Genomic DNA, 25048 nt, shown 5'->3' on the forward strand with positions numbered 1-25048 from the left:
CTGTTGAGTTGTGGTGCGCATCACGCTACACTTGCGCCATGATTAAATCATTTAAACATAAAGGTCTGAAGTTATTTTACGAGAAAGGTAAAACTTCAGGTATCCAATCAAAGCATTCGAAGAAACTCAGAATGCAATTAGCTGCAATTGATACTGCAAAAGAAATTGAAGATATCAATTTGCCAGGGTTCTCGTTACATCAATTGAAAGGAGAACGCGACAGTATATGGTCAATATCAGTTAATGGTAATTGGAGAGTTACATTTGAATTTAAGGATGGTAATGCTTTCATCCTGAACTACGAGGATTATCACTAATGAACATGTATAACCCCCCTCATCCTGGTGAATTTATTGAATCTATCTACCTTGAACCACATGGTGTTAGCTGCAGAACACTCGCTACCCATTTAGGCGTCGCTGCGTCAACATTGAGCCGTGTAGTTAAAGGGAAGAGCGCAATAAGCCCTGAGATGGCGTTGCGTCTTTCTAAAGTTTTGGGAAGAAGCCCTGAAAGTTGGTTAAGTATGCAGGATAACTATGAATTATGGCAGGCAAAAAAAAGTGTAGATCTACAACATTTACACCCACTAGATTTGCATGTCGCCTAACAATCCATTCAACTGGACCCATACTCGCTGGCTGGCGCTCGTGCCTCGCAATTTTAGCCAGCAAGTCTGTGCCGTTTAATAGGGGCGTTCAGGCTGTAGAAAAATAGCCACAGCCCACGACGGATTCCATTGTTTTCGGTAAAATCGTATTTTACCGCTGATAGGCAATCCCATGGCTAATTTTTTAGACGATAACTTAAATCAAAGTGTCTTTTTGGATACCAACTATCTGGAAGTGCTCGGTAAAAATACATTCGAATTTTGTGTCTATCAACTCGTAACACATCAGTTTGATCTAACTGAATTCACCGATCGTTATAAAAATCAATCCGTTGGCTGAAAAGCCTATCCGCCAGCATTATTGTTACGTGTTATTTTTTACGCTTACTATCGTGGGATTACCTCAAATCGCGCGATAGAACGAAGTTGTAAAACCGATTTGAAATTTATGGCATTGGCTTCAGGGCGAACACCACACTTCACCACCATCGCAGACTTTGCCAGTGATCATTGTGATGAAATTAAAAATCTTTTTCATAAACTACTCATGATCTGCTGTAAAAGTGGCTTAGTTGGCAGAGAACACTTTGCCATTGATGGCTGCAAGCTTCCTTCGGATGCCTCAAAAGAATGGAGTGGTACTCACGCTGACTTAAAAAAGAAATCAATAATCACAAGCAATAAAAGATTAAACAAACTGAGCTTACGAGGCCAAGCAAAGGTTACCTGCCAGTGGATGATGCTTTGTATGATTCATAATATTGAAAAGTTGTGGCGTTATGGGAATAAAAAAGAAGAAGTAAGCCTGATTTAAGGGTTACAAATAGCCAAAGCAACGCTCATTGAGGTCAATATGACTGTATTAGACAATTATTGGTGATATATTGGCCTAAAGTTCCGGCCAAGCGGTTTTTTTACAAGCAAGGTCGAGATTTCAATAAAATTGTCGCTGTAGGGAAACGTGCTGGCTTCAAAGTTAATTTTTCTACAGCTTGGTCAGTTGCTCCTCTAGTTTTTGTGACATTATAACGCTATAGTGCTATAGTCTTTTCATTAAATAAATGGAGCAATTTATTATGAGTAACTTATCTAAACGTTCGACTGTTTATTTTGAACCCGACATACATCAAGCTTTAAAAATGCGTGCGGCCACAACACACCTTTCTGTATCTGAATTAGTTGATGAAGCTGTACGACTTTTAATGCGTGAAGATCAAGAAGATTTAGCTGCAGTTTCAGAGCGAGCAAATGAACCTGAAATATCTTATGAGGATTTGTTAAACGATTTGAAGTCACATGGCAAAATATAAAATAACGTTTAAAAAATCTGTTGCTAAAGATTTACGAGTTATACCTAAAAGCGATATACAAAAAATATTAAGTAAAATAGATTCTTTATCTGAAAACCCTCGTGGTGAAGGGTGTATAAAATTATCAGGTAAGGATAGTTATAGAGTTCGACAAGGGTTATATCGAATCATATATGATATTAAAGATGATCTGCTAGTTGTTAATGTCGTTAAAGTAGCTCACAGATCGCATGTTTATAAGAGCAACTAAAAACAGTAGGCTTTTGCTCCTGCGTCGCTAATTTTAACCAACTGTTTTTTGCTGCTTAGTAAAGCCTTAGCCTTATAGTTGTAACCTCGAGTTTGCGTGATACTATAGTGATACATTGTTTGATTTTAAATAGGTCTTATCATGAAAGTTGAGCTCGTAACAACACTGAAACGTCAAGCGACTAAAATCTTGGCTGATCTTCATACTTCCAAAGAACCCGTCTTAATTACGGAACATGGGCAACCATCCGCTTACTTAGTTGATGTTGATGATTATGAGTTTATGCAACAGAGAATGGCTATCCTTGAAGGAATTGCACGCGGTGAGCAAGCAATTAAAAATGGTAATACATTTTCAAATCAAGTTGCGAAAGAGAAAATGAGTAAATGGCTGAAGTAGTATGGTCATCTCCAGCGCTTGATGATTTAAATGGTATAGCTGAATACATTGCTGTAAGTAATATTCCTGCGGCTAAAAAGTTGGTTCAAGACCTATTTGATAAAATATCAAGGTTAGTAAGTCATCCTGAATCAGGGAAAAGATCACAGGAGTTAGTTAACTTAAATTATCGCGAAATTAATGCTAATCCCTGTCGAATTTTCTATAAAGTTGATGGTGACAAAGTGTATATTTTGCATGTTATGCGGCAAGAACGAGATCTACGTAGATTTCTTCTACAGAGCTAAATACGGCTAACAAGCCATTAAAGCAGGACAAAAAACAGTTATTTTTGCGCCTTCGTTGCTTATTTTAACCAACTATTCTATTGCTTCTTAATGAGGTGTTAGCTGTATGGAAACGGTATGTTGTTGATCGGAACTATCTTACTTTTAATCATTGGTATTATTCATTCATATTTAGGTGAAAAATATTTATTAATCCGTTTGTTTCGACGTGATGATTTACCTAAATTACTTGGTAGTGATTGGTTTACTAAACGTGTTCTAAGGTTTGCTTGGCACTTAACTACCCTAGCTTGGTGGGGGTTTGCTGCCATACTGTATGTTTTATCAAATCCAACCGTAAATGTTCAAAACGAAATACTCATAATAATTGCAGTAGTATTTGCATTAAGTGGGGTAGTTTCATTCTCATTTACTCGTGGTAAACATTTGTCTTGGTTGTTCTTTTTTACAATAGCCGCAATAAGTTACTACGGTGTAGCATACAGCTAATAAGGCGTTCAAACGGACAAAAAGCAGTTAGCTGTTTCACTTCGTTCACAATTTTTATTAACTATTTTATTACCTCTTCATGAGGCGTTATAAAGCTACGGAAGGTTTAGCATATGCGTAAATTATTTACATCACTATTTCTAGTCTTCGTTCTATTGCAATCGATTTGTCTGGTTCAAGCCGCTTCAATAAAATCAGCATATGAAAATCATCAAAGTAATGTACAAGTTAAAGGAAGTGGTATAGTTATTCGCATTCTTAACGATGACAATAAAGGTTCTCGTCATCAAAAATTCATTTTAAAGTTGTCCTCAGGACAAACCGTTTTAATTGCACATAACATTGATCTTTCCCCTAGAATCAATTCAATATCTAAAGGCGATCAGGTTCAATTTTACGGTGAATATGAATGGAATAAAAAAGGTGGTGTAGTTCATTGGACTCATCATGATCCTGATGGTCGCCATATTGGCGGCTGGTTAAAGCATAACGGTAGTATGTACCAATAGCTTTGTAACAAGTCGTTAAAGCAGTGCAATACAGGACATCCATCGGGTTATTGAAGTTTCACGTTGAGCGTCTTTGATTTCGTCGGATGGCACACTGAGCTCATTTACTGAGCCGTCCATGGGTTGTTTATTGCAAATTAACATGAGAAAAGAATGGCATTAAGTCATGACAAGGATAAAAATATCAGGTAGTGAGACCTGAGGGCTCTTACTTGCCTAATACTTAAAATTCGAGTAAAAGTATAAGAATGTAAAATATAAGAAACACGAAGGATTTTTAAAAGTCACCTTCGTAGAGTACAAAAAAACACCGCGATATAAACAGGGACGTCGCCAATCTTGAAAAAGCAAATTCCCTATAAATAAAGCGGCCGTTCAACAGACGGTTATAACCATGGCTACGCCACTGTATAACCGCTTAGTAGTTAGCTTTAAGAGTAACTAGATAATGAAAATTTGGTATTTTCCAATTCTATTGTTGTTGGTAGCTTTAACGTACTCTTATTGGGCGGGTTATACTCCGGCATTTCTAGGCGTGGCTTATTTCATTGTAAGCTTAGTATCCTATCTGCTATATGCAAAAGATAAAAAGGCAGCTAGATCCGGAGCTTGGAGGGTATCGGAAAATACTTTGCACCTCTCTGCTCTGGTCGGTGGCTGGCCAGGTTCAATAGTCGGACAGCAAAGGCTTCGTCATAAAACCCAAAAGGTCAGTTTTCGTATCGTATTTTATATTATGCTTTTATTAAACGTTGGACTGCTTTCGTTCTTACATACTCCTTACGGTTCGCATAAGTTACATACTTATATCTATAACATGGAGAACTGGACTGTCAGTCAATTTGATAGCAATCTAGGCGTTACAGTTTTATTAAAATTAACTAAATTTCGCTATGACGAGTGAAGTTGCTACAAGCTGGCAAGGCCATACACTGGAAAACAAAAGCTACGCGTTCACTATAAAAACACGGAGACCTGATGGAGACTGGATCTCATTATTTTTGGCATTGATAGCGACAGCGTCTGCCACAATCATTTAGGTTGTTTACTGGTCCGCAACTGATTCTGAAGTAATTGTCTAGGAATTAAAAGGACCGGGGTCCTTTAAACTGAAACGCCTACGAGCCACATTGGAGGCATCGATAATGACATTAAAAACAGTATCATTTGCACTTGGCCTGCTAGCAACCAGCAGCGGATCGGTGGTCGCAGAAGAAGACTATGCGGACCTATGCGGAAGCAACATTGAAGGCGTGAACCTCTCTATGCCGAAGGCCGAGGTTCAGTTAACGTTGGCAAGCGGTGGCTACGAAAAAACCTCTGATAGTGACGATAGTAAGAAGAAAAAAAGAATCGGCCCGAATCGATACAATCGTTGCTCTTTCAAACTGAAGACCGGCAACCCAATGCCGATTTCATCCGTTCTGTAAGTTGGAAGCGTACTCTTTCGACCGGACATAATACAATCTATGCGACCTATGTTGCGCCGACCGATCCTGCTCGATTGAAAACCTATGAAGCGTTCTGGCGTTCTAAGATAACTGACTATTGCATGCATGAGATCGACACATTACGTGCGACATCCTCAACCTCGAGTGTTTCGAAAGTGTCGAGAATGACCCCGAACTCCATGTCACCTATGCATGAATTTTGCGAGAACGCCTTGCAGGGCGTGTTTCGCACTAACGGTATAGGCCATGCTCAAACACCTCCAGATGCATTGCATATCACCGATGCACAGGGCTGCAGAGCTTTTTACAGAAACGTCAATCTTCGAGGTTTTACTTCTAGTTTCATCATCGGTATTGAGCACACACGATAATGGTTTGTGAATGACGTCATAATGTCTAGAGTAAAAAGGGCTGACTCCTTTAACCTCCTATCGAGTTATTGAAATATCCGCGTTGGGTGTTTTTTGTGATTTTTTCTTGTTAATTGACATTTAATCATCATTTATTTATCATTTTTCTGTGATTGAAAATAAACAAGGATTTTATATTTTAATCACTCTCTACTATGAATTAATTTTATAACCATTATTTTTATATATTTATAAGTAATAAGGTAGTCAATTATGAATAGTAGACAAGATTTTTGAATCAAATAATACTTAGAGCATTTTCTGAACCATAAGGTTTACCTGGGTATTAAAATGAGATTAATCAATTTAGAAAGGAGTTCTATCTATGTCACGAATCTATAAAAAATACCATTCTATAAACTCAATCTCTGTATCGAACATCGCTTTTGGCGGTGGCGGCGGTGGCGGCGGTGGTGGCAGCAGCAGTCGCGAATATTCAGCCACACCAGTATCATCCTTTTACTCAGATATTGACTCTGATTGCCTTTGGGGGGAGCGGGTGCTGTAGTGGCAACGGCTGCGGCAACGGCGGCACCAAGCCCTATAACAGTTGCGGCCGCCGCTATTGCATGGGGAAATGCGATAGACCAATGTTCCGGAGATAATTAAATTTATACCGTCTTACCTTCAAAGTAAGACGGTATTTTTTGGTATGAAAAATGAAATTAAAAATTAGCTATTACGTAATATTTGTTTTGTCTTCTGTCGGTGTTTTTTTCAAGGACTATTTGAATATGATTCACCTGTTCTTTTAATTATAATGATTTATTTTGGAATAAAAATATCAGATTTAGAAAAAATAAATGACCGATTAACGAAATTAGAAAAAAACATGAGAAATGATATAAAGTAATAAAATCTTTATTCAATTATCTAATGAACTGGTTTTCTTAATTTTGTATTTTAAATATTTTCCAGTAAGTGTTGGGTGATATTGGGTCTTTGTTGAGTTTTTTAAAGAAAGTGGTGGATAGTGTGAAAGACAGCGCTGGAAAAGGAACTCCCCAAGCCACCCATATGCCTAATCTCTATATTTCAATTGGTTACGATTTTTCATTCGAATGACCCAGTAAAATGCATTGCCAATATTTTGAAATTAAATTGAACCGTATTTTGTACACGTATTCATTTTCAAGCTGAAGTATGTCATCGATTCCTCAAAATAAAACCTTATGATCGGTATTTTTGGTTTGGAGTTTGGTGCGCTTTGTTGGTTTAATGAGGTACACCACCTTATGGTAGACGGTATGATTTTTATTGGAATAGGCCGCTTTTATGACAATATCATTTGACACTCAGAGGCTGAAAGTAGAGGAAATTTCAGGTGAGTTACGCTGGACGGACCAGTCGGTTCTACTTGAAAAGATACCTAGTATTCTAACGTCATTAGTCGTTGAAAACCTACCTCCATATTTACATGACATTACTTCTAGCGAGTCGGCAGAAATTTGGCTTGACCGAATGTTGTTGGAGAGTCGGCTTCTTCAAGTGAAATCTAAGCAGCACGAGTTAATTGGTTTTCTGTTCGCCTATGTAGAAAATGGCAGCGATGCACATATCGGTTATTTACTCTCTAAAGAAAATTGGGGAAAAGGGCTGGCGAGTGAGTTATTGCAAAGCTTTATCGAAGAGGTGGCTAAGACTGAGCCGTGGTCAAAGCTTATTGGTGGTGTTGAAAAAGCAAATGTTGTATCCGCTAACTTACTTAAAAAGTTAGGTTTTGTAGAGCAACCCATAAATGAAAATAGTGTGGTTTTCTATGAATATACGATTTCCAGACAACCATCATGATCACTCACCATGTCCCCCATCCCTATAGGACAGGTTGAAGGATTATGTCTGTATTCGATTTCGACCTGTTTGTTTAGCGCGATACATTTTCTGGTCTATTTCTACCAAAATACTTTCTAAAGAGTGGTTGATGGTAAATTCTGATAGCCCGAGACTAACAGTAACGTTAATTTGCAAGGGAAAAGTGTGTGAGTGAATCGCTAAAAATACATTTTCAGCGATGGTTAGTGCCATTTTTTGATCTGTATTTGGGCATACGATAACAAATTCTTCACCACCCCATCGTCCTAATGTGTCTGTTTTGCGAATCGTTGTTTTAATGACTTGAGCAAGCTTCACTAGCACCTGATCACCCACTTCGTGCCCGAACGAATCATTCACTCGCTTAAAGTGGTCTATATCAAACATAAGTACACTAAAGGGACGATGTTTTCGCTGATAAAGGCTGACTTCCGCATGAAGTACTTCCATCATTTTGCGACGGTTTGCTATCGATGTTAACTGATCCGTATGAGAGATCGTACTGAGCAAGGCGTTTTTGTCTTTCAACTCAATGTTTTTCTGAATCAATGCTTTTTCAGTGAGCTTTTCAATGGCTTCCGAGATCTTACCTATTTCGTTGTTAGGGAAAACGTATTTGTCTAATTCATCTTTTCCTTCGGTAATGTCTTGTACCCTTTTTTGTAATTTTTTCAGTGGTAAAATCAGGTGTCTACTTAATATAGAACTCATTAACCAGGTGGTAAAAAGAGACCCTATAACAATCATCAATAAAGTAGATGTAATGGTTTTTACAATCGGTTGGCGAATATCAGACAAATTAACTTCAGTAACAACAATCCAGCCTAACTCATCAATACGATTAAAGTGAGCCAATCTTTTCTGTTCTCCATCGCTGTAGGAAAGGCTTCCTGAAGCATGCATTTTACCTGGTAAATGAGAAAAAATTTGTTGATGCAGTGTATCGGGGAGCGTTTTATCAGGATGTATCAGTATCTTACCTTCAGTGTCCATAACAAAGTTGTATATAGTCGGATACTTTTCATCCGGAATGGCCAGCGCTTTAACAATGGCATCCATGCCTGCATCGATGGATATTACACCAACAATCTTGTTACCAGCGTCTACCAGTGTTTTCCCAAACGAAACCACCCACTTTTTGGAGTTAATGTCTTGGTAAGGGATGCCATCAGACATAAATGGGTGTGATTTTATCGCCGCTTGATACCAAGGACGAATAACGGCATTGAAATCTGAGGGGGGAGTGTAATCATTGATCAGTAAAGAGCCGTCTTCATAGCCAGAAAAAATGAAGTGTATGTTAGGTATTGTGTTTTGCAGTATCTCAAACAGACTTCGGATTTTTTCTTGTGTTTCTTGCTCACGAAAGTGATTATGATCAATACCTGAAGTAGGGCGGCTAGTGTATTCGACCGCTTTACGTAAGGGAGCAACATAACCATTTATCAGTGTTGTGACAGATCGATTTTTGTTGCGAAGTACTGATTCAGCGTTATCTATCCCTTGTGTATACAAAAGAGAGGCAATACCGACACTTATAATAACAATGGTTATCAAAGCTAAAGTGGTTGTGATAGAAAAAATTTGGCGATGTAACTTGGAAAACTGTTTCATATAGAATGTCGAATAAGCTCGAGTCTCCGCTTCAGAAACGAAGCGCTATTTAGACGGGTTTACGGCGGTAAATTAACCAATCTTGTCAAGAAAAACTCAATTTGTCCACCTATACTTCGTCAAGGTCGAAGGAGGGCCCATCACTTCATAGATGTTTCTTTGATCAGCGATTATATGAAGTGATAAAGTTTTTAATCTATATATTTCAATGGCTTATTCTCTTTTTTAGACTGAGGATCGACACAAAATGTAGGGCCAAAATTTATTCAATAATGATAATGACATTGCATAAAGAGTGGAGAGGGACATTATCGACTTCCTAGATTTATGCTGTTTTCTATCGATGTGTCTTGAGCAATAGATAGGCCTGTTAGCGTTTAGTCATTTTGGATTGCAGAGTGCTTCAAAGGGTTGGCTCGTGACATTTTTAATTAAAGGATCCATTTACTTAAATACTTTACGTCAGACACTGGGCGATACTTGAATCTTTAGATTGCGCCTACAGGCGATAACACTCTCTAGTTGTTTCATCGTTTCTTAGAATAGAATTTGTACTGGTAGGTAATGTAAAAACGTTTTAGTATCGAAGAATAAGCAATCCCAGAGTGTTTGAATTTAGGAAGTAACGCCCTGTGGTTAAGTGAAAAACACGTATGCTCGTTTTACCGTTCCCTATTTTTTTAATAGTTTTATAAAAATAGTATTTTTCATGTATTTATAAGAATTTTTTGACGGTTTTTAAGTGTTCTAAACGTGTATACGGATTATGAAAACGTTAGCGGATAAAAAGTCTTTCTTATAAAAAATTGGAGTACCTATGAAAGGTCATGGTGAGTGTTTGTGTGGTTCAGTAGTTTTAGAGTTGGAATATACTAGCAGTGAGGTAGCGGCGTGCCATTGTAGTATGTGTCGCAATTGGGGTGGTGGCCCCATGATGGCAATCGACTGCTCTGATTCTGTAAAAATCTCTGATGAGGCAAATGTCGTAAGGTATTCATCGTCAGAGTGGGCGGAGAGAGGGTTTTGTAATAAATGCGGAACACATTTATTTTATTACCTTAAACCCGCTAATCAATACCATATTCCTATTGGTTTGCTACAAGCAAATAACGATTTCACGTTTACCCACCAAATATTTATCGATGAAAAACCTGAATATTACGACTTTAAAAATGAAACTCACAATATGACAGGTGCTGAGGTATTTGCTCATTTTGAAGAAGGGTAGGTCGTTGGCATATCATTCCGCGCAGACACACAAAGTTAGGTTATTTCAGAGGGCTAGAATGAATATATATTTTTATAAATGCGTCTAGAACCTCTATTATTTTGGTGAGAGTACAAGTCAAAGCGACACGACGAAACGAAATAAATCAAACTCAAAGATGAGGAGGCTTGTGTCATCCTCATCTTTTTCACAGTCGTTATTCTCAGGGTTTTACCCTAGCTAGCCATAAATTTTTCAAGCTTAGGTTTTAGCACCAGTGACATCATTAATGCCATGAACAACCCAAAAGGCAGAGCCGCAGTAAAAGCGGGTAGCCATGCGCTGACAAAAGCCGCCGAGCTTGTAAATCCTATTAAATTTACCGTGGTACTAGCGGCCAATATTGATTCCATAAAGAGCGCCATGCAAACGCCAGTAATGATTTGATGGAGAATTTTATGACCATTAGGTAGAGCCCATTTAAGGAATTTACCAATGAGGCTCATAAACACTAAGCCAATCGGAGCCATGACCAAGGCGGCAATAGCAAATGAAGAAAACCAGTCAATCCAGAAGCTTTCTCTGAAACCTACATTCATGTAAGTCATGATCCCAGTTAAAGAACCAATAACAAAGCTTATGAGACAGGCTAATATGAGTATTTTTTGGTACAGGGGATGTTTCGGTGCATTCATTTTTATGACGGTATCTGACATGGGTTTTTCCTCTAAATCTTGAACTTGCTTGCTAGTTAGTTGATAATGACAACTATAATAAGAGTGGTTGACATTGTCAACTACTATAATTTGAGGATTGTACTATGTTCAATGCCATCACTATCGAGGCGACTTTTCATTTAGCCCACGCCATTAAGCAACAACTTAGCAGTTTGCTGGAAAACCAAGACCTTGGAGTTGCGTCCATGCACGTACGGGTCTTAAAGGTTATAGGTAAATCAAATGCTTCTACGGCAATGGATATTGCAGGGCTTTTTAAACGTGACAAAGCGCAGATTACTCGCTTAATTAATCAGCTTATTGATCAAGGACTTGTGCAAAAGAAGCCGAATCCTGACGACAAACGAAGTCAACTTCTGGCACTGACCTCTGCTGGTCAAGCATTACAGGAAATATTACGCACTCTCTCTGATGAGATGGAAAGTAAAATGACCCAGGGCATTGAGGCGGAGGATCTAGCGACTTTTACTAGGGTTGCTCAGAAGATGACAAGAAACCTCGAAAATTCGTAAATGCATGGGAATTATAGGGTTAAACGAGTTATTCTAAAATCTCACTCAGTGTATTTTACTAACAATTCATCCCCCTAATTACGGAGATTTCATATGGTACACGATCTACAATTGAATAAAGAAAATGCTGTGGCATTTTACCGGACCGCCTATTTAGGTAATCCATCTAAGGCTGTTGAAATGTATGTTGGAGAGGAGTACATACAGCACAACCCTGTAGTCGGTGATGGGAAGAGAGCATTTATTGACTACTTCGATGAAATGGCCCGAGATTATCCTAATAAATCAATAGAATTTGTGCGGGTCATTGCAGAGGGTGATCTTGTTGCTCTTCATACACATCAAACTTGGCCAGGAAATGATCAGTATGTCACGATGGACTTTTTTCGTTTTGATACGAATGGAAAAATAGTTGAGCACTGGGATTCAATACAAGAAGTGCCAAGTGAATCAAAGAATGGCAACCCAATGTTCTAAGCATATACATAGTAAGGCGAATTGTTGCTCAAGTTCATTTTTTGCGGACTTACCGCTATGCGAGTTATATCATTATTAATAAGATACTCATAATATGAAAGGGGTCAGAATGCTTAAAACGTAATCCCGTCTGATTTTATAGCACCTTAGTGATTTAGGTCTCTTTCTTCAAAATCGTAAGTCTTTTAGTATCGATATCTATACAATCTCTCCTTAATTCTTGCTTATTTCTACAACATTTCTGACTTAATCTTACCTGCGTTTGACTATATGATACGACACCAAATTATGGCGTGATTGTCATGTCGCAATTTAGTTATATTAATCGATTTATGAGAGCGCTTTTTTGAAATCATTCTTTACTTCCTTGTCCTATTTTTCTCCAAAACCGTTAGTGTTACTAAAGGTGTCTGTTTTGGCATCTTTGCTTATAAATACATTTGGTATGGTCTATGCTCAACAAGACATGGATTCGAAAGACTATATTTTTTCTCACCAGACAGTGATTGATTTAGCGAAAGACCTGTCCTTATCGCCTATGTTGCCCGCTGAAAAAGCGCCCAAAACTTTGATTAATATGGATTATTCCACGTACCGACAGATTAATTATCAGCAGAATCAGGCGGTTTGGGGAAATACCCCGACAAAATTTTCAGTGCAATTGTTTGCTCCGGGCTTTTTATTCCAAGACTTAGTGTCAATTGATGTGGTTGAGAATGGACGCGCTTTTCCTTTAAGTGTGTCATCTAACTCTTTTATTACGCCAAACGAAGAAATTAGTGAATTGATTTCAAAAGTCGGAAAGTATGCTGGGTTGCGTTTGCATTATCCGATAAATAACGCCGAACGTAATGATGAGTTTGTGGTGTTTCAAGGCGCGAGCTATTTTAGAGCCGTATCGAAGGGGCAGTCTTATGGATTGTCTGCACGTGGGCTGGCGGTGGATGTGGCCCAACCGAAAGGGGAAGAGTTTCCGATGTTCAAGCAGTTTTGGATTGAAAGACCGTCTTCGAGTCAGGAGGCAATTGTTGTTCATGCATTGCTGGATAGTAAAAGCATAACGGGAGCCTATCGCTTTGGTATATACCCTGGGAAGCCAACTCGTATCGAGGTAAAAACAACGCTTTTTCCAAGAGTGGATTTAAAGCATATTGGGATAGCGCCATTAACGTCAATGTTTATGCATAACCGTGCTCTTGATGTTCCTGACTTCCCTGATTATCGACCAGCAGTCCATGATTCCGAAGGGCTGCAAATATTAACCAGTAAAGATGAAATGATTTGGCGTCCTTTAAATAATCCAAAAACCTTACAAGTCAGTGCATTTAGTGACATTTCACCAAAAGGATTTGGCTTAATTCAACGTCACCGGAATTTTGAGGATTATCAGGATTTAGAAGCCCGTTACGATACTCGTCCATCTGCCTGGGTTAAACCGGTTAATGATTGGGGGGAGGGGCACATCGAATTAGTGGAAATCCCTTCTGATGCAGAAACGAACGATAACATTGTGGCGTTTTGGCAACCTAAAGATGGATTGAAAAAGGATCAACTTTATACGTACCAATATTTAATGACGTGGTCCAACGACACGCCTGTATCCATGGATGTACCAAGGACGGTTCGCAGTGCCAAAGGGGCTAAAATATTCACCGATCTCCCAGAAGTGGTGATTGATTACAATAAAATGGCGGATATAGATATTGATGAATTGGCGCTAGATACCTATATTAGTAAAGGTAAAATAGTGGAAGCTATAGTACTTAAGAATCCTAATAATAGAGGGGTTAGAGTATTTGTTACTTTTGATCCTGAAGAGGCTAAGCTGGCCGAATTAAGAATACAATTGAAACAGGGTGAGGTCGCCGCCGCGCCAACGTGGTTGTATCGTTGGATAAAGGAATGAGTACTGTTGTTAAAGGCATGTTGGATAACCACAAGATAGCGCAACGGGCGTTGCCTCTAGAGTCTCCTATGGCGATGCCAAGGCATGAGGTCAATGAAAAGTCCCTAGCTAGAAAAGTAGCTTTTACACCGAGTTATCTTCTTACTCTATTGTCTCGCTTGTTGGTCTTAATGGGGACTCTAGGTTTATCCTGGTATGGTGCCAGTGAAATGTATGCTGTCTTGAGTACGAATGGTATTGCAGGGTTGCAATGGTTATTTCTCGTTTTATTTTGTATCAACTTTACCTGGATATCCTTTGCCTTTTCTCAAGCCACTCTGGGGTTGTTTTATCAGATTTGGCCTTTCTCACGTAAACGAAAAGAGAAAGAGGTTGATCGCATTACGGCGGTTTTACTGCCAGTATACAATGAAGATCCCTTAAGAATCAGAGCCAATCTTCAAGCCATGTACGAAGATATTATGGAAAAAGCGCCAGGTAAATTTGCTTTCTTTATCCTCAGTGATACGAATAAGGCGGATGCTTGGATTTCTGAGGAGCAGGCCTTTTACCCTATCCTAAATGACGATTCAACTGGCTGCCCTATTTTTTATCGTCGACGATACGATAACTCTGAACGTAAAGCCGGTAATATCGCTGAATGGGTGACACGTTTCGGTGGTCATTATGAATGCATGATAGTCCTAGATGCAGACAGTTTGATGGGAGCGGATTGTTTTGTTTCCTTAACTCGCCGAATGAGTGCCGATCAAAACCTAGGTTTGATTCAAACCTTACCGACGATAATTCGTGCAAATACTTTATACAGTCGTTTACAGCAGTTTGCTAACCACTGCTTTGGGCCTATTTATGCTTCTGGACTGGCTGCATGGCATGGTAACTCATCTAATTTTTGGGGACACAATGCGATTATTAGAACCAAGGCATTTGCCGACGCCTGTGGTTTACCTATTTTGGCAGGCAAAGCGCCATTTGGTGGTCATGTTATGAGCCATGACTTTATGGAAGCGGCGTTGTTACGTCGAGCGGGTTGGGGAGTGCGTTTTGATACTGATCTCACCGCTTCTTATGAAGAAGCGCCGCCTTCTTTAGTGGATGTGATCGTACGTGATCGTCGCTGGTGCCAAGGCAATCTGCAGCATAAGGCGTTTGTTTTTGCCAACGGGTTTCATTTGGCCACTCGTTTGCATCTGCTTTCCGGCATTATGTCTTATTTAAGTGCTGTATTTTGGCTGTTATTAATCGTGGTTGGCTTTGCATTAGCGGTGCAGGCGTATTTTGTGCGTCCGGAGTACTTTGCTAATCCATCCTTATTTCCCACTTGGCCTGTATTTGATTTTGAAAAGGCGCGATCTCTATTTATTTTATCCATGGCGCTTGTTCTGGCGCCTAAGGTATATGGCTGGTTGGCCGCCATGCTCAACATTCGTCGTTGCTTTCAGTTTGGTGGCCCCATTTTACTGACACTGAGCACGCTTATTGAAGCGATATTATCGGCTCTGTATGCCCCTATTTTAATGCTTTCTCAGTTTCAAGTGGTTTATAGTGTTTTTAAGGGCAAAGACAGTGGTTGGAAGCCTCAGGTCCGTGATGACGGCGCAACCTCATGGAAAGTCGTGGCTCGTGCACATTATAGCCATACCTTATTAGGCATAGGTTTAGCGAGTGGGGCGTTTTTTTTAAGTGAAGCACTTTTTTATTGGTCTTTACCTATTAGCTTTGGTTTAGTCTTTTCTATACCTCTTTCTTGGTTGAGTGGGGGGAGCAAACGAGGCAATCTAATTCGTTTTTTCGGGCTTCTACGGGCCCCAGAAGAAAAAAGACCACATCCCATTGTCACACGACAACAGCAGCATACGACGAGCTTAGAAAATCTGTCTTCTTCTGACGCATTACCCTCTCTGAAGCGCTTATTAGCAAATCCATCACTATTTTACTGGCACCTTGCTCAGATGCCTGTAGATAAGGTTAATAAAGAGTTCTGTCGTGATTGGATTTGCGCCGAATGGCAGATTTTAAACAGTGACAGCCTAACTAGCTTACTCGATCATTTAAGTGAAGCTGAGTGTTTAGCTATTTTACAGCATCAAACTCTTATGAAAGCCATGCAGAAATATCTACCATCATAGAAGGTGGAGACGCGTCGTCTTTGTATTTAAGATAGCTCTGTATCAATGAGAGTAAGAGGTGAAATACCTAACAGTTTAGGTTATCGATAACGGGGCGATATGAATAGGAAACGCCATGCTCTTGAAGATAGCCTACTGCTTAAAAATAGGAATATTTAGCGCCATTAGCTAGATTTTTATCAACAATACTTTTTTGGTTACTCTATTTATCTCTTCTTTAATCCGCAGGTTAAGTCGTTTTTTATGAGTACTATTAGGTATCTTTAATTGAAGTGTAATGAATTCGTTACAATGATTTCTTTGTGATGCCCTAAAATGGTTCATTTTTTTTGCAGCATGAGGTAAGGTGCGGTTCCGAAAATTTCAATGGACTCTTTTCTAATGACGTTAAATCAAAAACCATCGTTATTACAGCGCTATCTGAATGGTAGTTTGGTACTGCAAATTGCCATCGGCATTGTCTGTGGTATTGCCTTGGCCTACGTTGCTCCGAATGCGGCCCTGTCAGCGAGCTTACTGGGCGATTTCTTTGTTAAAGCATTAAAAGCCATCGCACCTATCTTGGTCTTTTTATTGGTAATCGCTTCTATTGCCAATCACAAGCAAGCCCAGCAGAGTCATATTCGCCCGGTGCTTGTACTGTATTTGTTAGGCACTTTTATTGCGGCATTAACCGCCGTCGTATTCAGTTTTGTATTTCCAACACAACTGCATTTAGTGGCCTCTGACTTTAGCCAAAGCGCACCTCAAGGTGTTGGTGAAGTGTTGCGAACATTGGTTTTTAAAATGGTTGATAACCCTGTGAATGCCTTAGTGCAGGGTAATTATGTGGGTATTTTAACTTGGGCGATTGGCTTTGGTTTAGGTCTTCGCCATGCGTCTGAGGGGACGAAGGCCCTGCTACAACATTTATCAGGTGGCGTAACGAGTATTGTGTCGGTCATTATTCGACTAGCGCCATTTGGTATCTTTGGCTTGGTAGCGAGTACTATTGCGACAACAGGTTTTGATGCTTTATTGGGCTACTCTCATTTGCTAGCGGTTCTGATTGGTGCCATGTTATTTATTGCATTTGTAACGAATCCGCTATTAGTGTTTTGGAAGCTTCGCCGTAATCCTTATCCTTTAGTATTCAAATGTTTAAAAGAGAGCGGAGTTACGGCCTTCTTTACACGTAGTTCAGCCGCAAATATTCCGGTTAACTTAGATCTTTGTAAGCGCTTGGATTTGGATGAAGATACTTATTCTGTATCCATTCCTTTGGGTGCGACTATTAATATGGCGGGTGCAGCAATTACCATTACGGTACTGACTTTAGCTGCAGTACATACGTTAGGCATTACATTGGATTTTGGGACTGCATTGCTGCTTAGTGTAATTGCGGCCGTATCCGCATGTGGTGCATCCGGTGTGGCTGGGGGATCATTATTATTGATTCCATTGGCTTGTAGCTTATTCAATATTCCCAATGAAATAGCCATGCAAGTAGTGGCTGTTGGCTTTATTATTGGTGTATTACAAGATTCAGCAGAGACGGGGCTTAATAGCTCGACAGATGTTTTGTTCACCGCAGCCGCCTGTCTGGCCAACGGTAAACGCTAGTAAATAGGTTAAGTTAGAGAAGGGGATCATAACATTCCCCTTCTTTATAGACCTGAGTATCTTCTTTAAGTTTTAAACCATTCAGCTAACCTACGGGACACGACTCTGGCGGCTGAAGAAGCGGGTTCGGACTCACGAATTAAAGCGGACCAATTAAGATCAAGTTTTTCTTTACCCACACTGACGGCAGATACGGAACCGTTTTTAATCGCTGACTGCACCGCCCAGCGAGAAAGGATACTAACGCCAAACCCCGCCGCAATCAGTTCGATAATGGCGTCAGTCACTTCGACTACTGTGACGAGATGAGGTACGACACCAGAAGGGCGGATAAAACGTTCGTATTCAAACCCCGGCTGTGCTGATTTGCTGTATGTTAGGTAATCTTCACCCGTTAAATCCGTTGCTTCAATAAACGCTTTACTGGCTAACCTGTGTTGATTTGGTGTAATTAAAACCAGCTCATCTTGGAAGGTTGGAATGGCATCAATGCCTGGAATAGCCAGATGACCAGGAGCTAATATGACGTCTACATCACCATGTTGAAGGTTTTTCATAGGGTTTTGTGTCGCAGAGGCAACCAATTCTAACTGAATATCAGGTTCCTTTTTAGACATTACTTTTAAAAATGCAGGTAACCAATGGTAGTAGCTATAAGCCGCGATACCAAAGCGGACAACGGTGGTTTTATTTAATGCCATTTGTTGAAAATCAAATTCCGCCCGTTGCAATGCTGGTATGATCTGATTTGCTGTTTGTGTCATGGCTCGTCCAGCGGCCGTTTGTCTAAGTCGACGACCTTCTCTTTCAAATAATAATCCTCCCAAACGTCTTTCTGCTTCTGCAAGTCGATGGCTTAATGCGGACTGTGTTATACCAAGAACAAAGGCGGCTTGTCGTAATGTGCCAGTTTTATCGATTGCATTGAGCATCTCCCAGTGTTTGATATCTAATCTCATGAACGAGCCTCATGTTTTATCGATAGGACGTATTTTATACATGCATAGTATTAATCAGTAAGGTAATTTATTCACTATTTATTTAATCAATGACGCGTTATTGTTTTGATCTAAACCAATCCAATGGAATGTTATTGAGATGCATAAAAAAATCACATTAGACGGTCAGTACTTGGTCTTAATAGCCGCTTGCTTTTATGGACTAAATCCGTTTTTTGCTCAGATGCTATTTAGCGACGGTTTGGGTGCGGAAATGGTCAGCTTGTATCGATTTATTTTACCTGCTTTATTCTTGGTCTTCTTTCTACGAACACCAAGAGAAAACCTAACTGAAGCGGTGAGAAGCCTAGTGCTTGGTGTGGTGAGTGGCATTTCTATTTTTGGTTATTTCTATGCTCTGGAGACACTTCCAGCGGCAACGGCTATTTTAATTTATTACAGCTATCCTGTTTTTAGCGTATTGATTGGTTGGCTGGTGTTTAATCGAATTCCAACTCAAAACACCCTAGTTTCTGCGGCGTTGGTGGCTATTGCCGCCTCTTTAACAATACGACCAGAAACACTGACTGAAGGGGCATTTGTCGCTGTAGCCGCTTGTTTTCTGGCGCCTTTAGCAGTGGCTACTCAAGTGCAGTATTTATCTAATCCTAGCCAGCATATACCTACTAAAAATAGACTAGCTTGGATTACGATAGGGCATGTATTGGTGTTGTTGCCTATTGCTATGTGGGTTGATCCTATACAAGTCTTCCCCGTTTCTCTTATTGGCATAGTGTCTGTTTTGGGCATAGCCGTACTGGCAGCGGCCTTACCTCAAATTCTCTTTATGATTGGAGCACCTAGATCCTGTGCGGACAAAAATGCCTTAACCGGGTCTCTCGAGTTAGTGGTGGCCTTAATCACAGGAGCCATATTACTTGGAGACAGTTTAGATAGGCTTGAGGTAACGGCTATGGTACTTATCGTATTGGCGCTATTTATTAAGCAAGTGAAAAATAAGCCTCAGTCTGCCAGCGTAATCAACAATCGACCACAACGATATTAACCTGAAAGTTCTCGATATTCTGTTTTTATCTATAGGGTGAGTTCTTCATGATAGAGAAATTTTCTTGGTTCTTGTGTTAATGGGTCAATGAACAGAATCTTGTTTTCTACTTTCCTATAATACACTCTTTGTTGTGCTTGAAAGGGCGTTTGTGCCGTGATGAGTGTGCCGTGATGCCAATGAACCTTTCCATCTGCGAGGCGCTGTTGCCATGTTTTAGCACTAATGTAAGGGAGTTTCATGATAAGGTATTCCAGTACTGTGGCGACGCTTGGGTTTGTCTGCGGTAAACTTAGTTGTGAAGAATACTTAGAAGTGGCCATTTTCTCGCTTAAATTTTTGACTATAACATAGGGTTAAAAATCCCATTGATGATTCATGTGTTATCGCTGGTTTTTTTCATTTATTAACTGATTACGATTTCAAAAAGGCTTAAAATGGAGCGTCCTACTAAGGAAGAGATTAGAACATTACCCCTGTATGTTGGGCTTGATCTTGGGAAGATACATATAGTTGAAACTGATCTGGATGCAAAAAAAGCATTGGAAGAATTAAAAGGCGAAACCCACCTTGGTTTTGATACGGAAAGCAAACCCATTTTTTTGAAAGGGGAGGTAAGTCCTGGGCCGATGTTAATTCAACTTGCGACCGAATTTAAGGCGTATTTATTTCCTACTCGGTTTCCCTTTGCTGTTTCTGCGGCGGCGGCTGTGTTAAACAATCCCGCTATTCAAAAAGTAGGTTTTGGCCTTAAGGATGATAATAGAGAACTGCGTGGCAAGCTCAATATAGACATAGTAAACACCAAAGATTTATCGATAGTGTTAAAGCATCTTGCTGGTGAAAAAAATAGTATAGGGGCTCGGGCGGCAGTGGCTATGATGCTGAAGGCCCGTTTAGGAAAAGGGGCACAAAAATCCAATTGGGGCGCTTATCCGCTGAAGGATAATCAAATTCTGTATGCGGCAAATGATGCTCATGCAGCGATCTCTATTGAAAGAATACTTCATAAAATGAATAAATTTTACCATTTAACGTGAGATACCTAAAAAACCATCTATGACCTATGGTAAAGAGAGGGCTGCTTGAGTTTATCTAAAATGACATTTTTCGAACGCTTTGAAGCCGATATTTTATCGTGTAAAAAAACCATTACTATTAGAGATGAGCTAGAAAAAGATTATGCTGAAAATAGCTTAGTTCAGGCGTCGACTTATGAAGATGACCGATGGTTTTGTGCTCTGTTAATAAAAAGTGTTGAAGCCATTTGCTTGTCTCAGTTATCAGAGTTTCATGCAGAACAAGAAAACATGACATTGTCAGAACTGCAAACCGTGATTCAAGAAATCTACCCTGATCAGCAACACTTGTATGTTATTTCATACGAACTTGCTAGGTAAACGGAATCACTGAACCTGAAACGATTCTGGGTTGTTAGCATCGATCAGGTCTTATTCTTATTACCAATAGAGTAACAATAAATGCACGTAGAATCAGAGTGTTTTAGTGTTTTGCTCTGGTAGTATTGTGTAAATTTATCACTCTACTCTTCTTTGAGTTCTATGGTTTATTGGCCGTGTCCTTGAGTGGGTAACGTGCAAGTATTCTTTTAACAGAAAACCAAATTATACTGGTAAGCATTAAAGCAAAATATCCATCTACAGCATAATGCCAACCTAAATGTACAGAGCCAACCATAATAAGTAAGGCATAACCCCATGCTATACCTCCAAATGTCTTATTAAAATGATAGATCGTCATAGCAATAAGAGAGGCGACAGAAATATGCATGCTTGGCATTGCGGAAATGCCTGATGTGATTCCATGATTACTTTGGACATAGCTTTCCCATAATATGTCCTGTGTTTTTAAGGCCCACACATTGAAAAAACGGTTGTTGTTAAGTAACCAGTCATTCTGTTCATTTAATCTGCTCATTAGTTCGATGTAGGTATCTGAACCTGAGCCAATCATAGAATAAAAGCAAGGTCCTGCAGAAGACAGTAATACTGCTAGCACATTGCCATTAATAATCCATATAAGGCAAAAACAAATGAGGGCTTGCCTTCTAATCCCTGGTCGATTTACCCAGCACATTAAGACTATAAGGAAACTCCAGCATAAGAAAAACCAGAAATTATATAAAAAATTAAGTATTGCTGTAGAAACAGGTGAAGAAAATATAAAGTGTGTAATCTCCCAAGGTGCATATCCAAAATGTAAAAATAGATCAAGTTCGACGAGAGTAGAATCTAAGTAAAAAGGGATCGCAATTGGTATTGAGGATTTAACAGAAGAAAATACGGATAAAATTATAGAGATAGCTATACAGAGCAGAAAGAAATTGATGCTCTCTCTCCAATAAATAAAGGGAAGTTTTATAAGCCTTAAATATGAATTAATTGGATGAGGGTCAAGTTTTATCATTAGATAAAAGAAGTACATAATTATAAAAGCAATGCCAGTAAATACGGTTGCTTGCATAAAAATTAATAGGAACTTGTTTAAATCATAAGGGAATCCTCCTAAAAATAAATAGTAAATACTATAAGCTATGGATGTAAAAATACAAATTAAATAAATTGATTTGTCTCTAAGTATAGGCTGAAATATGGACTTTAATAATAGAATCACGTTTTGACTCTTCTGATTATAATTAATAGTATATGTTTATATGAATGTAACGTTTAAAAATATTTTTGCTTTATAATTTTTAATATAATAAATTAGCGAGTGAATCTCTATTGTTGACATGAGAGAGATTAAATAGAATATAAAAGATAATAAAATCCTATATAACTATACTAACTGAAAATGTAGAGAAAAATTATGTAGTGTTATATATAAAACTATCTTTTATTATAGGATCAATTGCTGACTTTTAAAAGTTGACATAGATGAGTTTGGAATTATAAAAGTCTTATTAATACTGTTCAATAGTTTAAAGAGCCTTATTGTTACCGTATGTCCGCCTAAAGTTCCTTTTTTTATGATCAGTCATAGGCTACATTGTATCAAGCCTCTCTGCCTTTTATTAGATATACCTCGAAATTAATTCCATTAAGTGCATTAGTAAACTAAGATTAACGTAAGTTTTAAGCTTCTTGGGAGAGTCGTTTTTGATGTTTTCAAGCACTTTTTGTTCAGACAATCTATCCCAAAAAATGATGCGTGTTATTTTCTCCATCTATTTGGGTGTAACTAGCTTAATTACAGGTATGCAGTTTACAACTGAATATCTAAAAACTCAGAATTCAATTTTAAATGAGCTGAGGCAGTTGGAAGAAACCGTTCGTGACCCCATGTCTATTAGTTTATGGCAATATAACCAGAATCAGTTGGATGTTCTCATTGCTGGACTTGTTAAAATGCCGATTATCGAAGGGGTAGATGTTTTAGATGATCACCTAATAAATAAGGTGACTGAACGATCTTACTCCCCAGGCTCCGCTCCTTTGTCAGTCTTCGATGTACAATCGGATTTATATTGGGACTTAAATGGTGAGAAGGTCTTTCTTGGTACCTTAGTACTTTATTCCTCTTCCGAGGTTGTTTTGGATAGAGTCCTATTTGGTTTTGCTTTGATTGCAATTACGGCCATCATCAAAATGTCCGTTTTGTTTTGGCTGTTTATATGGGCTTTTAATCGGTATTTAGCTATTCCGCTTAAAGAGTTGATGTCTCAAGTGAATGACATTCAATTAAATCAAAATATATCTAAGAGAATAAGCCTTTCAAACTTAGAAAATAACGAGTTAAAACAGCTGCAGGAACATATGAATAATATGCTTTCTGCTATTGAGATAGATAGAGAAAAACTCTTAGAAGATGAACAAGCTAAACGCAATTGGTTAGAAGATGCGGTAGCAAAACGGACAGAAGCACTGCAGTTTTCTAATGACGTGCTTAAAGAGCTGGCAACGAGAGACTCTTTAACGGGGGTGTTAAACAGAGGCAGTTTTTTCGAAAGCGCACAACATCAACTTGTACTTTCTCAAGAGCAAAAATCGCCAACTTCTTTTGTTTTAATGGATTTAGATTATTTTAAAACCATTAATGACACTTATGGGCATTTTATTGGTGACCAAGTACTTATTCATTTTACGAAAACAATTCAAAGGTTATTAAGGAAATCTGATCTAATAGGAAGAGTTGGAGGAGAAGAATTTGCTCTATTTCTCATAAATACAGATATTGATGGCGCTTTCTTACTTGCAGATAAAATACGTGAGGCCGTTGCGGATTCAACGTTGGATATTGATGGCAAACAGGTCTCCTATACTGTCAGCCTCGGTGTTGAGTCAGCACTTCCAGCAGATCATCTAATTGGAGACCTTTTTAAACGTGCAGATGTAAAACTTTACGGAGCGAAAGATAAGGGGCGTGACCGTGTCGAAAAATAGCAAACAGGCCGTTAAAAAGTTGCAGGCATTCGTTACACTTTCTTTGTGTCTTATCTTAGCTGGGGTGGCGAGTATTGGTCACACTAAAACATTGAAAGTCTGCTATGACCACTGGGCACCAATGACTATTTTTCCATCAGAATCATCCCCTGATCGTGGTGTTGTTATTGATATGTTAGAGCAAATCTATGAATCAGAGGGATATACACTGATCTATTATGAGGTTCCTCTAGCGAGAGGTCTGAATATGGTGGAGGAAGGCCTGTGTGACATGCTACCCGAGTACCTTTTCTCGAAAAAATCGACGGTAGGTTTTGCCTATGCAAAAGAGGAAACGTTTTCTTATACAACCGCATTTGTTGTCAGAAAAGACGATCCCTGGGTTTATAGTGGAATTCAATCTATAAAAGGGAGACGTATTGCGACGGGCCCTGGTTGGGATTACAGCTCTATGAGTATGGATTACCAAGATTATCTGGATGATCCGAAAAATGCTAAGAGTGTCGAAGTTATCGCAGGTTATGATGATGTAGTTGACCGAATTTTTAGGATGATAAAAGAAGGTAGAATTGATTTGTATGCGGATAATGAGCTTGTTCTTCAGCATGTGTTAAATCAAGTAGATCTTAATAATGAACTTAAAATTGTGTATCCTGGTTTAGAAAATAAATTGATTGAAATGCCTATTTTTTCCAAAAAAATACCTCTTATAAAAAGACAGGAAATTATAAAAATTTGGAATAAAGGACGATTGTCTATGAGAGGGAAAGAAGAGACTTTGCTCAAAAAATATAAGATAAAGTTTGAGGAGTAGTATTTTATACTTTAAATGAGAATAATGTGAGTGTGTAAGTTTGTTTATTGGTAAATAATCAAAGTATAATTCATATTATCGTTCATATTAATGGCTGCATTATATTTAACCCGTTA

General features: G+C 38.9%; 30 protein-coding genes and 1 pseudogene. 26 read left to right on the top strand and 5 right to left on the bottom strand.

Going from position 1 to position 25048, the window contains the following annotated elements; genetic code table 11:
- The first annotated feature begins 38 nt into the window (after positions 1–38).
- The 15 genes and pseudogenes from O1D97_RS07795 to O1D97_RS07865 all read left to right on the top strand — a co-directional run bounded on the left by O1D97_RS07795 (position 39) and on the right by O1D97_RS07865 (position 7506).
- Positions 39–317, top strand: a complete 279-nt coding sequence (locus O1D97_RS07795; protein ID WP_269124818.1) for a type II toxin-antitoxin system RelE/ParE family toxin — start codon at positions 39–41, stop codon at positions 315–317.
- A complete protein-coding gene (locus O1D97_RS07800; RefSeq protein ID WP_269124429.1) occupies positions 317–610 on the top strand; it encodes a HigA family addiction module antitoxin in 294 nt (97 codons plus the stop codon). The genes O1D97_RS07795 and O1D97_RS07800 overlap by 1 nt, the downstream gene beginning before the upstream one ends.
- Positions 611–782: 172 nt before the next feature.
- Complete coding sequence (locus tag O1D97_RS07805) at positions 783–950, top strand: hypothetical protein (protein ID WP_269124430.1); 168 nt, start codon at positions 783–785, stop codon at positions 948–950.
- Positions 951–965: 15 nt separating this feature from the next.
- A pseudogene (locus tag O1D97_RS07810) lies at positions 966–1100 on the top strand (transposase); the annotation flags it as partial.
- A gap of 57 nt (positions 1101–1157) precedes the next feature.
- Positions 1158–1424 (top strand): transposase, encoded by a 267-nt coding sequence (locus O1D97_RS07815; RefSeq protein ID WP_269124820.1) that lies wholly within the window; start codon positions 1158–1160, stop codon positions 1422–1424.
- Positions 1425–1686: 262 nt separating this feature from the next.
- Positions 1687–1920 carry a ribbon-helix-helix domain-containing protein gene (locus O1D97_RS07820; RefSeq protein WP_269124431.1) on the top strand — a complete coding sequence of 78 codons (234 nt, stop codon included), beginning with the start codon at positions 1687–1689 and terminating at the stop codon, positions 1918–1920.
- The gene (locus tag O1D97_RS07825; protein WP_269124432.1) at positions 1907–2170 is read left to right on the top strand and encodes a type II toxin-antitoxin system RelE family toxin; all 264 of its coding nucleotides are present in this window, start codon (positions 1907–1909) and stop codon (positions 2168–2170) included. The genes O1D97_RS07820 and O1D97_RS07825 overlap by 14 nt, the downstream gene beginning before the upstream one ends.
- 141 nt (positions 2171–2311) lie before the next feature.
- Positions 2312–2569, top strand: a complete 258-nt coding sequence (locus O1D97_RS07830) for a type II toxin-antitoxin system Phd/YefM family antitoxin (RefSeq protein ID WP_269124433.1) — start codon at positions 2312–2314, stop codon at positions 2567–2569.
- The gene (locus tag O1D97_RS07835; protein WP_269124435.1) at positions 2557–2856 is read left to right on the top strand and encodes a type II toxin-antitoxin system RelE/ParE family toxin; all 300 of its coding nucleotides are present in this window, start codon (positions 2557–2559) and stop codon (positions 2854–2856) included. Before O1D97_RS07830 ends, O1D97_RS07835 begins: the two co-directional genes overlap by 13 nt.
- A gap of 117 nt (positions 2857–2973) precedes the next feature.
- Positions 2974–3345, top strand: a complete 372-nt coding sequence (locus tag O1D97_RS07840; protein WP_269124437.1) for a hypothetical protein — start codon at positions 2974–2976, stop codon at positions 3343–3345.
- 113 nt (positions 3346–3458) lie between these two features.
- Positions 3459–3854: a DUF3465 domain-containing protein gene (locus O1D97_RS07845; RefSeq protein WP_269124439.1), complete on the top strand. Its 396-nt coding sequence runs from the start codon at positions 3459–3461 to the stop codon at positions 3852–3854.
- A gap of 448 nt (positions 3855–4302) precedes the next feature.
- A complete protein-coding gene (locus O1D97_RS07850; RefSeq protein WP_269124441.1) occupies positions 4303–4758 on the top strand; it encodes a DUF1294 domain-containing protein in 456 nt (151 codons plus the stop codon).
- A gap of 241 nt (positions 4759–4999) precedes the next feature.
- On the top strand, positions 5000–5284 hold the full coding sequence (locus O1D97_RS07855) for a hypothetical protein (protein ID WP_269124443.1): 285 nt from the start codon (positions 5000–5002) through the stop codon (positions 5282–5284).
- Positions 5285–6040: 756 nt separating this feature from the next.
- Positions 6041–6223: a hypothetical protein gene (locus tag O1D97_RS07860; RefSeq protein ID WP_269124445.1), complete on the top strand. Its 183-nt coding sequence runs from the start codon at positions 6041–6043 to the stop codon at positions 6221–6223.
- Positions 6224–6990: 767 nt separating this feature from the next.
- The gene (locus O1D97_RS07865) at positions 6991–7506 is read left to right on the top strand and encodes a GNAT family N-acetyltransferase (protein ID WP_269124447.1); all 516 of its coding nucleotides are present in this window, start codon (positions 6991–6993) and stop codon (positions 7504–7506) included.
- A 42-nt stretch (positions 7507–7548) separates the two neighbouring features.
- On the opposite strand, the gene O1D97_RS07870 is transcribed toward O1D97_RS07865, so the two are convergent.
- Positions 7549–9141 carry a sensor domain-containing diguanylate cyclase gene (locus O1D97_RS07870; protein WP_269124449.1) on the bottom strand — a complete coding sequence of 531 codons (1593 nt, stop codon included), beginning with the start codon at positions 9139–9141 and terminating at the stop codon, positions 7549–7551.
- A gap of 817 nt (positions 9142–9958) precedes the next feature.
- Between O1D97_RS07870 and O1D97_RS07875 the strand changes: the two genes are divergently transcribed.
- The gene (locus O1D97_RS07875) at positions 9959–10369 is read left to right on the top strand and encodes a GFA family protein (protein WP_269124451.1); all 411 of its coding nucleotides are present in this window, start codon (positions 9959–9961) and stop codon (positions 10367–10369) included.
- 215 nt (positions 10370–10584) lie between these two features.
- On the opposite strand, the gene O1D97_RS07880 is transcribed toward O1D97_RS07875, so the two are convergent.
- Positions 10585–11064, bottom strand: a complete 480-nt coding sequence (locus O1D97_RS07880) for a DUF2798 domain-containing protein (protein WP_269124453.1) — start codon at positions 11062–11064, stop codon at positions 10585–10587.
- A gap of 104 nt (positions 11065–11168) precedes the next feature.
- Here O1D97_RS07880 and O1D97_RS07885 point away from each other — a divergent pair, with 104 nt between their 5' ends.
- The 5 genes from O1D97_RS07885 (at position 11169) to sstT (ending at position 17711) form a co-directional block, all read left to right on the top strand.
- Positions 11169–11597: a MarR family winged helix-turn-helix transcriptional regulator gene (locus tag O1D97_RS07885; protein ID WP_269124455.1), complete on the top strand. Its 429-nt coding sequence runs from the start codon at positions 11169–11171 to the stop codon at positions 11595–11597.
- A 93-nt stretch (positions 11598–11690) separates the two neighbouring features.
- Positions 11691–12074, top strand: a complete 384-nt coding sequence (locus O1D97_RS07890; protein WP_269124457.1) for a nuclear transport factor 2 family protein — start codon at positions 11691–11693, stop codon at positions 12072–12074.
- Positions 12075–12489: 415 nt separating this feature from the next.
- A complete protein-coding gene (locus O1D97_RS07895) occupies positions 12490–13980 on the top strand; it encodes a glucan biosynthesis protein G (RefSeq protein ID WP_269124459.1) in 1491 nt (496 codons plus the stop codon).
- On the top strand, positions 13977–16109 hold the full coding sequence (gene mdoH, locus O1D97_RS07900) for a glucans biosynthesis glucosyltransferase MdoH (RefSeq protein WP_269124461.1): 2133 nt from the start codon (positions 13977–13979) through the stop codon (positions 16107–16109). The genes O1D97_RS07895 and mdoH overlap by 4 nt, the downstream gene beginning before the upstream one ends.
- A 381-nt stretch (positions 16110–16490) precedes the next feature.
- Positions 16491–17711, top strand: coding sequence for a serine/threonine transporter SstT (sstT, locus tag O1D97_RS07905; protein WP_269124463.1), 1221 nt, complete (start codon positions 16491–16493; stop codon positions 17709–17711).
- Between the two features lie 65 nt (positions 17712–17776).
- Here sstT and O1D97_RS07910 read toward each other — a convergent pair whose 3' ends face one another.
- Positions 17777–18670: a LysR family transcriptional regulator gene (locus tag O1D97_RS07910; RefSeq protein WP_269124465.1), complete on the bottom strand. Its 894-nt coding sequence runs from the start codon at positions 18668–18670 to the stop codon at positions 17777–17779.
- 139 nt (positions 18671–18809) lie between these two features.
- Between O1D97_RS07910 and O1D97_RS07915 the strand changes: the two genes are divergently transcribed.
- Positions 18810–19715, top strand: coding sequence for a DMT family transporter (locus O1D97_RS07915; RefSeq protein WP_269124467.1), 906 nt, complete (start codon positions 18810–18812; stop codon positions 19713–19715).
- 29 nt (positions 19716–19744) lie between these two features.
- Here the strand turns inward: O1D97_RS07915 and O1D97_RS07920 are convergent, their stop codons facing one another.
- Positions 19745–20038 (bottom strand): hypothetical protein, encoded by a 294-nt coding sequence (locus O1D97_RS07920; protein WP_269124468.1) that lies wholly within the window; start codon positions 20036–20038, stop codon positions 19745–19747.
- Positions 20039–20152: 114 nt separating this feature from the next.
- Here O1D97_RS07920 and O1D97_RS07925 point away from each other — a divergent pair, with 114 nt between their 5' ends.
- Together O1D97_RS07925 and yqfB are read left to right on the top strand one after the other, a co-directional pair.
- Entirely contained in the window at positions 20153–20755 is a 603-nt protein-coding gene (locus tag O1D97_RS07925) for a 3'-5' exonuclease (RefSeq protein WP_269124469.1), read from the top strand.
- 45 nt (positions 20756–20800) lie between these two features.
- Complete coding sequence (gene yqfB / locus O1D97_RS07930) at positions 20801–21115, top strand: N(4)-acetylcytidine aminohydrolase (RefSeq protein ID WP_269124471.1); 315 nt, start codon at positions 20801–20803, stop codon at positions 21113–21115.
- Between the two features lie 160 nt (positions 21116–21275).
- Here the strand turns inward: yqfB and O1D97_RS07935 are convergent, their stop codons facing one another.
- The gene (locus O1D97_RS07935; RefSeq protein WP_269124473.1) at positions 21276–22349 is read right to left on the bottom strand and encodes a phosphatase PAP2 family protein; all 1074 of its coding nucleotides are present in this window, start codon (positions 22347–22349) and stop codon (positions 21276–21278) included.
- Between the two features lie 488 nt (positions 22350–22837).
- On the opposite strand from O1D97_RS07935, the gene O1D97_RS07940 reads away from it, so the two are divergent.
- Both O1D97_RS07940 and O1D97_RS07945 read left to right on the top strand, forming a co-directional pair.
- Positions 22838–24118 carry a GGDEF domain-containing protein gene (locus O1D97_RS07940; protein ID WP_269124475.1) on the top strand — a complete coding sequence of 427 codons (1281 nt, stop codon included), beginning with the start codon at positions 22838–22840 and terminating at the stop codon, positions 24116–24118.
- On the top strand, positions 24105–24932 hold the full coding sequence (locus tag O1D97_RS07945) for a substrate-binding periplasmic protein (RefSeq protein ID WP_269124477.1): 828 nt from the start codon (positions 24105–24107) through the stop codon (positions 24930–24932). Before O1D97_RS07940 ends, O1D97_RS07945 begins: the two co-directional genes overlap by 14 nt.
- Positions 24933–25048 lie beyond the last annotated feature (116 nt).

It is taken from the genome of Marinomonas phaeophyticola, assembly GCF_026966905.1.
Classification (GTDB): Bacteria; Pseudomonadota; Gammaproteobacteria; order Pseudomonadales; family Marinomonadaceae; genus Marinomonas; species Marinomonas phaeophyticola.

Coding starts and splice junctions, on each gene's coding strand:
- O1D97_RS07915 (WP_269124467.1), top strand. CDS start 18,810: ATGCATAAAAAAATCACATTAGACGGTCAGTACTTGGTCTTAATAGCC.
- O1D97_RS07940 (WP_269124475.1), top strand. CDS start 22,838: ATGTTTTCAAGCACTTTTTGTTCAGACAATCTATCCCAAAAAATGATG.
- O1D97_RS07840 (WP_269124437.1), top strand. CDS start 2,974: ATGTTGTTGATCGGAACTATCTTACTTTTAATCATTGGTATTATTCAT.
- O1D97_RS07820 (WP_269124431.1), top strand. CDS start 1,687: ATGAGTAACTTATCTAAACGTTCGACTGTTTATTTTGAACCCGACATA.
- sstT (WP_269124463.1), top strand. CDS start 16,491: ATGACGTTAAATCAAAAACCATCGTTATTACAGCGCTATCTGAATGGT.
- O1D97_RS07800 (WP_269124429.1), top strand. CDS start 317: ATGAACATGTATAACCCCCCTCATCCTGGTGAATTTATTGAATCTATC.
- O1D97_RS07795 (WP_269124818.1), top strand. CDS start 39: ATGATTAAATCATTTAAACATAAAGGTCTGAAGTTATTTTACGAGAAA.
- mdoH (WP_269124461.1), top strand. CDS start 13,977: ATGAGTACTGTTGTTAAAGGCATGTTGGATAACCACAAGATAGCGCAA.
- O1D97_RS07815 (WP_269124820.1), top strand. CDS start 1,158: ATGATCTGCTGTAAAAGTGGCTTAGTTGGCAGAGAACACTTTGCCATT.
- O1D97_RS07830 (WP_269124433.1), top strand. CDS start 2,312: ATGAAAGTTGAGCTCGTAACAACACTGAAACGTCAAGCGACTAAAATC.
- O1D97_RS07860 (WP_269124445.1), top strand. CDS start 6,041: ATGTCACGAATCTATAAAAAATACCATTCTATAAACTCAATCTCTGTA.
- O1D97_RS07865 (WP_269124447.1), top strand. CDS start 6,991: ATGACAATATCATTTGACACTCAGAGGCTGAAAGTAGAGGAAATTTCA.
- O1D97_RS07875 (WP_269124451.1), top strand. CDS start 9,959: ATGAAAGGTCATGGTGAGTGTTTGTGTGGTTCAGTAGTTTTAGAGTTG.
- O1D97_RS07890 (WP_269124457.1), top strand. CDS start 11,691: ATGGTACACGATCTACAATTGAATAAAGAAAATGCTGTGGCATTTTAC.
- O1D97_RS07855 (WP_269124443.1), top strand. CDS start 5,000: ATGACATTAAAAACAGTATCATTTGCACTTGGCCTGCTAGCAACCAGC.
- O1D97_RS07925 (WP_269124469.1), top strand. CDS start 20,153: ATGGAGCGTCCTACTAAGGAAGAGATTAGAACATTACCCCTGTATGTT.
- O1D97_RS07870 (WP_269124449.1), bottom strand. CDS start 9,141: ATGAAACAGTTTTCCAAGTTACATCGCCAAATTTTTTCTATCACAACC.
- O1D97_RS07845 (WP_269124439.1), top strand. CDS start 3,459: ATGCGTAAATTATTTACATCACTATTTCTAGTCTTCGTTCTATTGCAA.
- O1D97_RS07920 (WP_269124468.1), bottom strand. CDS start 20,038: ATGGCCACTTCTAAGTATTCTTCACAACTAAGTTTACCGCAGACAAAC.
- O1D97_RS07825 (WP_269124432.1), top strand. CDS start 1,907: ATGGCAAAATATAAAATAACGTTTAAAAAATCTGTTGCTAAAGATTTA.
- O1D97_RS07850 (WP_269124441.1), top strand. CDS start 4,303: ATGAAAATTTGGTATTTTCCAATTCTATTGTTGTTGGTAGCTTTAACG.
- O1D97_RS07910 (WP_269124465.1), bottom strand. CDS start 18,670: ATGAGATTAGATATCAAACACTGGGAGATGCTCAATGCAATCGATAAA.
- O1D97_RS07880 (WP_269124453.1), bottom strand. CDS start 11,064: ATGTCAGATACCGTCATAAAAATGAATGCACCGAAACATCCCCTGTAC.
- O1D97_RS07835 (WP_269124435.1), top strand. CDS start 2,557: ATGGCTGAAGTAGTATGGTCATCTCCAGCGCTTGATGATTTAAATGGT.
- O1D97_RS07805 (WP_269124430.1), top strand. CDS start 783: ATGGCTAATTTTTTAGACGATAACTTAAATCAAAGTGTCTTTTTGGAT.
- O1D97_RS07885 (WP_269124455.1), top strand. CDS start 11,169: ATGTTCAATGCCATCACTATCGAGGCGACTTTTCATTTAGCCCACGCC.